Source organism: Butyrivibrio hungatei (assembly GCF_001858005.1).
GTDB lineage: Bacteria > Bacillota > Clostridia > Lachnospirales > Lachnospiraceae > Butyrivibrio > Butyrivibrio hungatei.
Genome location: NZ_CP017831.1, coordinates 250,740 through 263,110, shown reverse-complemented (window position 1 = coordinate 263,110; position 12,371 = coordinate 250,740). Strand labels below are relative to the sequence as shown.

Sequence of the window (12,371 nt, the reverse complement as noted above, 5' to 3'; positions counted from 1 at the left end):
ACGATTTATTTTTTTCAGATGATACATGACAATATAAAAACCTGAAATGATAAGTGCTTTGAACAAAGTGAAACTTATCATTTCAGGTTTTTTAGATTGTCTTATGTATCACTGAGAAAAATACTAAGTGAATAGAACTATTATTTATTTCTTAAGCGTCCTGAAGTCACAGCGTAAATTATTTAACAGCAGCCTTGAGTTCCTCGACTTTGTTTGTCTGCTCCCATGGGAGGTTAAGGTCGTTACGTCCGAAGTGGCCGTAAGCTGCTGTCTGCTTGTAGATTGGACGACGAAGGTCAAGCATCTTGATGATACCAGCTGGACGAAGGTCGAATACCTTACGAACTGCCTCTGTAAGCTTCTCATCAGAAACCTTACCTGTTCCAAATGTGTCTACAAGGATTGATGTAGGCTGTGCTACACCGATAGCATATGAAAGCTGGATTTCTGCTCTGTCAGCAAGACCTGCTGCAACGATGTTCTTTGCAACGTATCTAGCTGCGTAAGCTGCTGAGCGGTCAACCTTTGTGCAGTCCTTACCAGAGAATGCTCCGCCGCCGTGACGAGCTGCTCCGCCGTATGTATCAACGATGATCTTACGTCCTGTAAGACCAGCATCACCCTGAGGTCCACCGATTACGAAACGTCCTGTTGGGTTGATGTAGATCTTTGTGTTGTCATCAACAAGTGAAAGATCAACTACAGTATCGATAACGTGCTTTCTGATATCTGCGTGGATCTGCTCCTGTGTAACTTTCTCATCGTGCTGAGTTGAAATAACGATAGCTTCAAGTCTCTTAACCTTACCGTTCTCATCATACTCTACTGAAACCTGGCTCTTTCCATCTGCTCTGAGGTATGGAAGTGTGCCGTTCTTTCTAACTTCTGTAAGCTTCTTTGTAAGCTTGTGTGCAAGGCTGATTGCATATGGCATGTAATCGTCTGTCTCGTTTGTAGCGTAACCAAACATCATACCCTGGTCACCAGCACCGATAGCTTCAAGCTGCTCATCAGTCATCTGGTTCTCTCTAGCCTCAAGAGCCTTATCAACACCCATAGCGATATCAGCTGACTGCTGATCAAGTGCTACGAGTACTGCACATGTGTTACCATCAAAGCCCTTAGCTGAATCATCGTAGCCAATCTCTTTGATTGTCTCACGAGCGATCTTGGCATAGTCAACGTGTGCCTTTGTTGTGATCTCACCTGTGATGAGAACGAATCCTGTACATGCAGCTGTCTCGCAAGCTACACGGCTCATAGGATCCTGCTCCATGCAGGCGTCAAGGATAGCATCAGAGATGTTATCGCAGATTTTGTCTGGGTGTCCTTCTGTTACTGATTCGGATGTGAAAATAAACTTATCCATTCTGTTTTCCTTTCATTAGAAAAGCTCCGTTGTTTTGTTGCGTGCATAAACAAAACAAACGGAGCTGATTATCATATCAGATCCTCTTATTGCTCGTTTTCCAATACTGGAGTTGCACGCTCAGGTTGGCACCTTCCTGATATGATCAAGGGGTTGCCGTGGCTTCACAGGTCCTATGTACCTCCACCACTCTGAATAAGAGAATTTATAAATTTATACAGATACTCTATCGAATATCCGACTTGTATATTACCCTATACAATTAATAAAATCAATAGGCTAAATAAGAATATTTATCTAAATATTGTATAAAGCTCTTTTATCAGATGATCTTGTCAAAAGTTTCAGCAAGTGCTGGGTAGATTGTCTTAAACTGCTGATATCTTGCCTCATATTTTTTAACAAGCTCTGGATCAGGCTTCTCAGTCTTATCAACCTTAACAATCGCTACTGCCGCATCCTCTACAGTCTTGTATGCTCCACAAGCAACCATAGCAAGCATAGCACCACCCATTCCAGGTCCTTCTTCGCATGCTGGAACATCAACTTCAACATTGAGGATGTTAGCGATCATCTTTCTCCAAAGAGGGCTCTTGGCACCACCACCACAGATCATTGTTCTCTGAGGAGCTACACCAATTGACTTAGCTACTTCATACATATCTCTTGTAGCAAAAGCAACACCTTCAAGAACAGCCTGTGTCATATCCTCTCTTGTTGTATCCATTGTGATACCTGTGAAGGTTGCACGAGCATTTGGATTGTTCCAAGGAGATCTCTCACCCATAAGGTATGGAAGGAAGAATACGTGGTTCTCACCAAGCTTCTCGATTCCCTTCTGCTCTGCCGCATAGTCCTTGGTCTTTAAGATCTCATCATTCCACCACTTGTTGCAGCTGGCTGCGCTGAGCATGCATCCCATGAGATGGAAGTGTCCATCAGCATGATCAAAGGAGTGAAGCGCATTATTGCTATCAACCGCAAAGCTGTCTGATGACATGAAGATTGTTCCGCTTGTTCCAAGTGAAATATTGCACTTGTTGTTTCCAACTGTTCCTGTGCCTACAGCAGCTGCAGCATTGTCGCCAGCGCCTGCTGCGATCACTACGCTATCCTTAAGTCCAAGCTCTGCAGCAAGTTCAGCCTTAAGTGTTCCAACCTTCTCAAAGCTGTCAAAGAGCTGTGGAAGCATATCTTCTGTAATACCACAGATGTCGCACATCTCTTTTGACCACTTACGATTCTGAACATCAAGAAGAAGCATTCCTGATGCATCAGAGTAATCTGTGCAGAATGTTCCTGATAACTTATATGCAAGATAATCCTTTGGAAGCATTATCTTTTTGATCTTCTTAAAGTTCTCTGGCTCATTTTCTTTTACCCAGAGAATCTTAGGTGCTGTAAATCCTGCAAATGCGATGTTTGCAGTATATTTTGAGAGGGTCTCTTTGCCAATCTCGTTGTTGAGATAGTCAACCTGCTTCTGAGTTCTGCCGTCATTCCAAAGAATTGCAGGACGGATTACATTATCGTTCTCATCAAGTATTACAAGACCGTGCATCTGTCCGCCAAAGCTGATACCTGCAACCTGTGACTTATCTACGTCCTTTAGAAGTTCCTTGAGACCTGTTATTGCCTCTGTGTACCAATCCTCAGGCTTTTGTTCTGACCAGCCTGGATGTGGGAAAAATAAAGGATATTCCCTTGAAGTTGTTCCGTGAATCTTACCAGTTTCATCCATCAGCACAAGCTTAACAGATGAAGTCCCCAAATCTACACCAATATAAAGCATACCTTACCTCCTAATCGTCCCATACTACTGACATTATATTACTATTATAGTCATTCTCCATGAAGTATTCACTTCACATCTTGCTTTTGATTAACTAATTCTTGTGAATAAATGATCCTCGCCTTATAAAGGTCTCTTGCAACAAGTGCGATCAGCACATACCAGAACGCGCTTTTACCTGGATCATTTAAGTCTGCAAGGGCAACTATCCCAAGTGCAATATTGATACCCACCCATATTACTGTAATCAGCTTAGCATCCTGTTTCGCAATGTGAAAAAAGGCAATGGTTTCTATCACAAGCTCTAACACCATAGCAGCTACCACAATGGATTCATTTGCCGAACGAGTAACGGAGGAAAGCCCAAGTGAAACTACAGTGTTATAGACAAAAGCCAAAAATGCTATCCCCGCCACAAACATAAACATATTGCTGACATCTTTTTCATTTTTTGATTCATCATATCTGAGAGCTAAATAGTGCCCGTACAAGGCAATGACCAGTATCCTTAAGATGTCCAGCACTATGAAAAAAGCCGGATGGATATTACAAACTGTCGCTCCCAGGATATGCAGATAAAAATTCACTGGAATAAAAAGCGCATAGATAATGGGCATTTTGTTCATCGATGTATCAATTTTTTTCATTTCACTATCTCCTGACCTTTCTCTAAGGTTACTGCAAGTCCATTATACTTGGGCTCTACATGATCAAACTGTGGCTCATATATCCATTTCAGGTCAGCGTCCATAACTCCGTATTTTTCTCCTGCATCCTTAACTATGTAGTAAAGATCATGTTTATAGATAACTGCATATTCAACTTCTACATCATCATACTGATAGTCCAGCACAAGTTCACCTTTTGCATTTATCAGTCCGTATTTGCCATTGTCATCGCAGACAGCGTAAGCAACGTGAGTATTTTCTTCGTCTATTTTGATATTGTCCTTTGCACATTCAAAGGTTACCTTGCCATCATAGACGATCTTGTAGCCTCCACCTTGTTTCTCTGGCTTAGTGACCAATATGCATAATTTATCATCAATGTAGGTCACATCAACATTATCGGCCTGTTCTGCATATATCTTATTTCCATCAAGATCCAGCAGTGTATAGGTTCTGATCCCGCTATAGTAGTCCTCCACAACAAAGACACCTTTTGCTCCCACATAAATATCATTGCACTCCACATAAAAAGGCTCGTGGTCTGGTCTTAGCACTATACATTTCAGATGATCACAGTAAAAGAAAAGGACTTCATTATCATAGTCGTAGTGATAATAACTATCACCGTTAATAGCTGTTTCATCCTGAGGCTCTATGGTAAAGCCTTCTTTCACATTATAAATTCCAACTTTTCCATCTTCTGTTTTTACCAGAAAAGCTCTTTTGTCAAAAGGCACATCAACATTTCCCGCTGGCTCAATGTCCAGGATATCGGCGTATCCTATTTCCAGGACAGTGTTTCCTTTGGTATCTATAATGCCTTTCTTACCCTCTTTCTCAGCTATTAGAAGTCCGGCATCATCACAATCTATCCCATCAAGCGAATCATATTCGTGTGGTGTAAGCTGCTGACCTTTCTCATCGCAGATAAAGTATCTGCCTTCTTGATCACGTACTATCAAGCAGTCATTGTACGCATTGACCGATCTATTTTCACCGCCAACAACATCATTTCCATTGCGATCAAGCAGTCTGACTTTTCCATCAGGATCTAATACCTGGTAGTATTCCGTATTTCCAACCTTTAGTACATTTACTTCTTCCCCAGTAACTTCAAATACTACATTTCCATCGATATCACACAGACCATAGTGTTCGCCGTCAGAAGTGAAATCCTTAAACACGATCAAAGATTCTTTCTGGTATATATGGAGCCTGTTGTAATATTTCTCTTTCTCCATGATCCAGTTACCATTTCTGTCAACAAAGGCACTGGGTCCACCTGAATAATGCAAATACAGCTGAAGATAGCCATACTCCTCATAGTAAGTTGATGAAATAGTTCCATATTCAGGCTCTACTATCCAATTTCCCCTGCCATCAGTAAGTCCGCATTTGTCTTCTTCGCCTTTGCGCAAGATGTAGCAGCCTTCATCTACTTTTTCACACTCATAATCATATGCTCCGTTTCCCAGCTTATCATCACGTAAGTAGTGGATAGTTTCGGTAAAAGCTGTTTCTTTGGCAGATAAGAACCTGTAGAAATCTGCAGGGAGTTTAACATCTGCCTTCTTAAATGCCTGTACTACATAAGGATCATCCTGTTCCTTGACATCAGTTATCTCATATTCCACATTTCCTTCAAAATCCATCATGTAAGTACCTGCATCTCTTACGTCTGCATTACTTTCATCAATCCTTTTAGTAATCTGAGCCTGCAGTATCATAAAAGCTGCCATTAGCACTCCCGCGATCAAAAATGCTATAGCTATTATCCTATTTTTCTTGATTCGCTCTTCTTTCGTCTTCATAAATAAGACTCCTTTGAGTAGTTCTATCACTTAGTATACATTCAGCCAAACTCTATCGTTGCACAAAGTGAGCCCTAGGGACGGGGTTAGTGGCTCATTTTGTTCACAAAAATGAGCCACTAACCCCGTCCCCAGGGCTCACACCTTTGGTTCGTTATTTATTCGTTTGCATTTCCTCTAAAGATGACAATGCCTTTTTTCTTGAATGTCTTAGGTGCTGCTGGCTTAGCCTCTGATGCCACAGCCTTGCTTGTAGCAGGCTTTGACTCTGCAGGAGCAGCCGCCTTAGTTGCTGGCTTCTTGGCTGGAACTGCTTTCTTGGTAACTCCTGCTGCCTTTGCCACCTGATCAACTACAGATGTCTTCTTTGGAGCCGCTTTCTTTTCTTCTTTTACCACCTTTGGAGCTGGTCTTTGTGCTGCTCTGGCTGCTGCCTCAGCTGCAACCTTGGCAGGATCACCGATCTTCATGGTAAGAGCAATTCTCTTTTTATCAAGTTCAACGTCAAGGACCTGAACGTCTACGATATCTCCAACGCTCACTGCCTCAAGAGGGTGCTTGATGAACTTGTCTGTGATGTGTGAAATGTGAACAAGTCCGTCCTGATGAACACCTATATCTACGAAACAACCAAAGTCGATTACGTTTCTGACTGTTCCCTTAAGTACCATACCAGGCTTAAGGTCCTTCATATCAAGGACATCACTTCTAAGGATTGGTGCAGGCATATTCTCACGAGGGTCTCTTGAAGGTTTCTCAAGCTCTGAGAGAATATCTGTAAGAGTGATCTCACCAATTCCAAGCTCCTCTGAAAGCTTCTTTTTGTCTGCTTCTGAAACCTTTTTGGAAAGTGTTCCAACTGTGCCAGCTGTCTCTGCTGCCTTGGCTACAGGTCCCTTGGCAGATTCCTTGTTATCCTGGGCGTCAACTACTGCAAGATCACTTCCCGCAAGAGCCGCTGCAAGGGCTGCTCCCATAGCTGTGCTTGTATTCTTGATGACTACCTGCTTTGGCTTCTTTGGTGGACGCGGCTTATCTTCTGCCTTTGGAGCTGGCTTTTCAAGGACTGCCTTAGCTGCGTTCTTCTGGGCTGCTCTTACGTCATCAAATGTGATTCCAAGCTTATCCATGAGCTTAAGTGTTGCATCATATGACTCAGGATGAACGCTTGTAGCATCCAGTGGGTTCTCACCATCAGAGATCCTAAGGAATCCGGCGCACTGCTCGTATGCCTTTGGTCCAAGCTTAGGTACTTCAAGGAGCTCTTTTCTGCTCTTGAACTTACCGTTCTCTTCTCTATAATCTACGATATTCTTGGCAATTACCTTGGAAATACCTGAAATATACTGAAGAAGTGGTGCAGAAGCAGTATTGAGGTCTACACCTACTTTGTTAACACAGTCTTCTACGACACCTTCAAGTGTTTCGCCTAGCTTTTTCTGGTTCATATCATGCTGGTACTGACCAACACCGATTGACTTTGGATCGATCTTAACAAGCTCAGCAAGAGGGTCCTGAAGTCTTCTGGCAATAGATGCCGCACTTCTCTGTCCTACATCAAACTGTGGGAACTCCTCTGTAGCAAGCTTACTAGCTGAATAAACAGAGGCACCTGCCTCGTTAACGATAACGTACTGAACTGGTCTATCAAGCTCTTTGATGAGCTCAACGATAACCTGCTCAGACTCTCTTGAAGCAGTACCGTTACCAACTGAGATAAGATCAACATTGTATTTATCAATGAGCTTTTTAAGCTCTGCTTTTGCTTCTTCTACCTTGTTCTGTGGAGCTGTAGGATAGATAACCTTGGTATCAAGTACCTTTCCTGTTGCATCTACGATAGCAAGCTTACAACCTGTTCTGAAAGCTGGATCCCAACCAAGTACAGTCTTTCCTGCAATAGGTGGTGCCATGAGGAGCTGTGTGAGGTTCTTGCCAAATACTGTGATAGCGCCGTCTTCAGCTGTCTCTGTGAGCTCATTTCTGATATCACGCTCGATAGCTGGAGCGATAAGTCTCTCATAAGCATCCTGTGTGATCTCTTCGATAACAGGAGTTGTAATAGGGTTGTCATTCTTTAAAAGCTTCTTGTTGAGGTACTGAAGAATCTGCTCCTCTGGAGCTTCGATCTTGACTACAAGGAACTTCTCAGCCTCTCCTCTGTTAAGAGCAAGAACTCTGTGGCCTAGAACTTTTTTAACAGGCTCTTCGTAGTTATAGTACATCTCATATACGCTCTGAGCCTTCTCATCCTTGGCCTTACTGGTGAGAATACCCTGTTCCATTGTGACTTCTCTGATGTATGCACGATAGTCAGCGTTGTCAGATACATCCTCAGCGATGATATCCATAGCGCCCTGAAGAGCTTCTGCTGGATCATTAACACCTTTTTCCGGATCAACAAATGCTGCAGCTTCTTCCTGAAGAGGCTTGGTTGTTTCCTGAGCTAAAAGAATCTCTGAAAGACCTTCCAGTCCCTTCTCTCTAGCTACACTTGCTCTTGTCTTTCTCTTTGGTCTATATGGAAGGTAAAGGTCCTCGATAGCAACCATGGTCTCGGCTGCTACGATCTTGGCTCTGAGTTCATCAGTCATCTTGCCCTGTTCTTCGATAGAAGCAAGAACCTGCTCTCTTCTTTCTTCAAGACTTCTAAGGTACTTGAGTCTCTCATCAAGATTACGGAGCTGCTCATCGTTAAGAGATCCTGTAACTTCCTTTCTGTAACGTGAAATGAATGGGATGGTGTTGCCTTCGTCAATAAGCTTGACTGCAGCTTCTACCTGCCATTTTTCCACCTTAAGTTCTTCTTTGATCTTTAATACTATGTCCATACTTTCCTCACATTATGGGTTTAACTTGAAGTTAATTTTTCGTGAATTTTTTATAAATCCACACACTCCACTATTATAGCAATGAATTCCCACTGTTTTCAAGCCTCTAGAAGTGTTGGAAACATTGTAAAAACAGCTGTTTTATTGTATATTTATGATATAGGTGTCGTATTATGCGCACAATTAATTAGAACTACGAGGAGTACCATGAACGGAAGCGAAAACGGGGACGACAAGTACTACTACAACAATTACAACTACAACATGACTCACAACGAGCTTGACAGACATGTAAATCTGGCCACAGTTGCCATGGTGACAGGCCTTATTTCTGTTCCATTTTGTTTCTTTATGAACATTGGCATTATCCTTGGCGGTATCGCTGTTGTGCTGGCTCTTTTATCAAGAGGCTCACAGCCAAAGCTCCTGCCACAGGCCAAAAAAGGCATCATTTATGGAACGATCGGTATCGTTGTTGGTTACTTTGTTTTAATATCAAGTTTTTATCATGTTTTAACTGATCCTACCTACAGAGAGCAGTTAAATCAGATGTCAGAGCAGATGAATGGCGAGAGCTTTGACGACATGCTTAAGGAACTTGGAGTTACCACTGATCAATAACCTTTCAGCATGGGAAAAGAGGTGCCTATGAGTATTATCGGTGCTGTTAATAGCGGATATGGTGTATATTCAGCAGGGGCATACAGCCCAGCGGCTGCTACAGACAGTAAACCAATCCTCAATCCAAATGAATCAACCCAGAGAGCTCCAGGCAAGCTCTCATCTCCAGCGGAATGTGAGACCTGCAAGAACCGTAAGTACCAGGACGGTTCCGATGAGATGGTTTCTTTTAAGAGTGCCCAGCACATCAGCCCTCAGGCCGCAGCATCGAGAGTCAGAGGTCACGAAGCTGAGCATGTTAGTAACGCCTACAAAGATGCCGCCCAGCATAACGGCAAGGTATTGCAGGCATCCGTATCTATCAAAACCGCTGTATGTCCTGAATGCGGACGTACTTATGTATGCGGAGGAGAAACCGCAACCAAGATAAAATATTCAAACGAAGAAAACCCTTACCAGCAAGCAAGAAAGTCCATGGACAAACAAGGACTTTTGGGAAACAATGTAGACCTGGCTGTGTGAGGATGTTGGGGAGTGTAACTTTTTAATGACTAATCTTAAATCAACATCAGAACTTAAGGCCTCCGTCAGGGAACAGGCCCTTGATAAGTATGGAACCCTGATAGGAGCAGATATTCTCTATGCCGTAATCATCTTTTTTGTCAGTGCTATCGCTACCTTTACAGCAAACGGCGTAGTCCAGCTCATCATCAATGAACTCATAGTTCTCATTATCTATATTCTCATGGGTATCCTTGTTTCCGGCAAGACATACCTCTATATGAATCTCGTTTATTCACAGACAGTTTCAATCAGTGATCTTTTCTTTGGTTTCAAAAAGAACCCTGAAAAAGCGGTTATCATTCAGGCATTTTTTGTGATCATTGATTTTGTTGTTGGTCTTCCAGCTTCATACCTGATATATCTCTTGAGGCAGACCACCAGGCCATCATCAGACCTCATCATGCTCAGCTTATTAGCTGTTTTGGTGGAGCTTGTGGTTAACATTTACATACGTATCACCTATTCACAGGCTTTTTATCTTCTCCATGATTTCCCTGACAGATCAGCAAAAGAGCTCCTTGCAACCAGTCACAGGATCATGAACGGCTACAGATTAAGACTTCTGGCACTTAACCTTACATTTGTTCCTTTATATCTCTTAGGAATACTTACACTTGGAATTCCACTTCTTTGGGTAAACGTTTATAGAAACGGCACTCTTGCCGCTTTTTATCAAGCTCTTATAATGCTAAAGGCCAAGAAATCAGAATAAAAAGGATGGTAAAATATGGACTTAATTGATGCAATCAAAGCAATCGATAAGCCGCACGAAGACGATGTCCTTAATCGCCTTTACACCCCTTGGGGCGAAAATATTGATCCGGATAACCTTTTAAAGGAGTATCCAAGACCTCAGTTTGTAAGAGACAGCTATATCAATCTCAACGGCTACTGGGATTATTCTTTTACCCCTGACTCAGTGGATGAAATTCCATCAGAGTTTGAGGGTATAATACTTGTGCCTTTTTCTCCTGAGGCAATGCTCTCAGGCGTAGAAAGACGTCTTGATCCGGACCAGTTTCTCTGGTACAAAAGAGCTCTCCCAACAATAAAAAAGAAATCTCCAAACTCAAGGATACTCCTGCACTTTGGTGCAGTGGATCAGTTTGCAGACATATACATAAACGAAGATCACGTAGGATACCACGGCGGAGGCTATCTTCCATTTACTCTGGATATCACTGATTATCTCAATCACACACCAGATAACATGACCTTTGAAAACAACACTCTTGTTGTAAAGGTCCGCGACACCAGTGATTCTTCCTACCACAGCAGAGGCAAGCAGACTCTGAGAAGAGGAGGAATGTACTACACCGCTCAGAGCGGCATTTGGCAGACAGTTTGGATGGAGGAAGTTCCTGCTACTTATATCAGGGAACTTAGAATCAGACCGGAAAAAGACCTAAAGACTGTATCTATCGAGGTTTCAACAAACCTTCCTAGTCAGGTAACTGTCAAGATTCCAGGTCATGAGCTCGTTAAGTCTCCTGCATCCCATGATGCAATAGAAAATTTCTTTATTGGAGACTTCTCCTACTCATCAGATACATACCCAAGTGCAAGTGTAGATCACTCACAGGGGCCTGCATCTTACTACAACTTTAAGTTTGAGATTGATGATCCTCATCTGTGGAGCCCGGAAGATCCTTATCTTTATCCGATCCAGATCTCTACAGCAGATGATCATGTAAGCTCATACTTTGCAATGCGCTCTTTTACTGTAGAAGACGACGAAAAGGGCATCCGACGTTTTTGCTTAAATCACAAACCATACTTCCTCATGGGAGTTTTGGACCAGGGCTATTGGCCAGACGGTCTTTATACAGCACCTTCAGATGAAGCTCTTATTTTTGATATCAAGGAAATGAAGAGACTTCACTTTAATATGCTGCGCAAGCATATCAAGATTGAATCTGCTCGCTGGTACTACCACTGCGACAGGCTTGGAATGATAGTATGGCAGGACATGGTAAGCGGAGGTTCATCCTATGCTAAACCTGTAGTTTCATATCTTCCAACTCTTTTCCCAAAGGTGTTTGGACGTATGTCAGATGGTCCTGCTTATTACAAGGCATTTTCAAGACATTCAGCAGATGGACGAAGAGAATGGCTTCAGGAGATGCAGAACACCATAAGCTATCTCTACAATGTGCCTAGCATAGGTACCTGGGTTCTGTTCAATGAAGGATGGGGACAGTTCAACGCAGCTGGTGCCACGATCATGGCAAAAGACCTTGATGACACAAGGCCTATCGACCAAGCCAGTGGCTGGTTTGATGAAGGAAGCGGCGACTTTAGAAGCGTACACAACTACTTCAGACCACTTGCCGTGGAAGATGACCCTAACCACAGAGCTTTCGTCATCTCTGAATTTGGTGGCCTGACCTGCCACATCCAGGGTCACTCCAGTGTAGACCGCGTTTTTGGATACAAAAAATACGACACTCTAGATGACCTAGGTGTCGCCTACTATAACATCATGAACTCAAGCGTCATGCCACTTGTTTCAAAGGGCCTAGCCGGTGTAGTCTACACCCAGCTCAGCGACGTAGAAGAAGAAGTAAACGGTCTCATCACTTACGACCGCAGGATCACCAAGATCAACCCAGACCTTGATCCACATCTACTAACAAGGTTTAAAAAACAGTAATCTAAAGCTCATGAATATAAAAAACTCCCAATGACCATCATCCATGCAAACCATGGGGCCGT

The 12,371-nt window shown here is 42.9% G+C and carries 9 protein-coding genes and 1 riboswitch; of the genes, 4 read left to right on the top strand and 5 right to left on the bottom strand.

The features are described from left to right. Positions 1-178: 178 nt before the first annotated feature. The 5 genes from metK to bhn_RS01525 all read right to left on the bottom strand — a co-directional run bounded on the left by metK (position 179) and on the right by bhn_RS01525 (position 8,471). Complete coding sequence (metK, locus tag bhn_RS01545; protein WP_071175053.1) at positions 179-1,369, bottom strand: methionine adenosyltransferase; 1,191 nt, start codon at positions 1,367-1,369, stop codon at positions 179-181. Positions 1,370-1,452: 83 nt separating this feature from the next. Continuing rightward, positions 1,453-1,571: riboswitch (SAM riboswitch) on the bottom strand. Positions 1,572-1,691: 120 nt separating this feature from the next. Continuing rightward, complete coding sequence (gene xylB, locus bhn_RS01540) at positions 1,692-3,161, bottom strand: xylulokinase (RefSeq protein WP_071175052.1); 1,470 nt, start codon at positions 3,159-3,161, stop codon at positions 1,692-1,694. 68 nt (positions 3,162-3,229) lie between these two features. Next, positions 3,230-3,808, bottom strand: coding sequence for a hypothetical protein (locus tag bhn_RS01535; RefSeq protein ID WP_071175051.1), 579 nt, complete (start codon positions 3,806-3,808; stop codon positions 3,230-3,232). Beyond that, entirely contained in the window at positions 3,805-5,640 is a 1,836-nt protein-coding gene (locus tag bhn_RS01530; protein ID WP_071175050.1) for a WG repeat-containing protein, read from the bottom strand. The genes bhn_RS01535 and bhn_RS01530 overlap by 4 nt, the downstream gene beginning before the upstream one ends. A 158-nt stretch (positions 5,641-5,798) precedes the next feature. Next, positions 5,799-8,471, bottom strand: a complete 2,673-nt coding sequence (locus tag bhn_RS01525) for a Tex family protein (protein WP_071175049.1) — start codon at positions 8,469-8,471, stop codon at positions 5,799-5,801. Positions 8,472-8,678: 207 nt separating this feature from the next. Here bhn_RS01525 and bhn_RS01520 point away from each other — a divergent pair, with 207 nt between their 5' ends. The 4 genes from bhn_RS01520 to bhn_RS01505 are packed head-to-tail and all read left to right on the top strand — an operon-like array spanning position 8,679 to position 12,309. Beyond that, complete coding sequence (locus bhn_RS01520; RefSeq protein WP_071175048.1) at positions 8,679-9,092, top strand: DUF4190 domain-containing protein; 414 nt, start codon at positions 8,679-8,681, stop codon at positions 9,090-9,092. Between the two features lie 27 nt (positions 9,093-9,119). Beyond that, positions 9,120-9,614: a hypothetical protein gene (locus bhn_RS01515; RefSeq protein ID WP_071175047.1), complete on the top strand. Its 495-nt coding sequence runs from the start codon at positions 9,120-9,122 to the stop codon at positions 9,612-9,614. A gap of 25 nt (positions 9,615-9,639) precedes the next feature. Continuing rightward, the gene (locus bhn_RS01510) at positions 9,640-10,368 is read left to right on the top strand and encodes a DUF975 family protein (RefSeq protein ID WP_071175046.1); all 729 of its coding nucleotides are present in this window, start codon (positions 9,640-9,642) and stop codon (positions 10,366-10,368) included. Between the two features lie 15 nt (positions 10,369-10,383). Further along, positions 10,384-12,309 (top strand): glycoside hydrolase family 2 protein, encoded by a 1,926-nt coding sequence (locus bhn_RS01505; protein WP_071175045.1) that lies wholly within the window; start codon positions 10,384-10,386, stop codon positions 12,307-12,309. Positions 12,310-12,371: the final 62 nt, after the last annotated feature.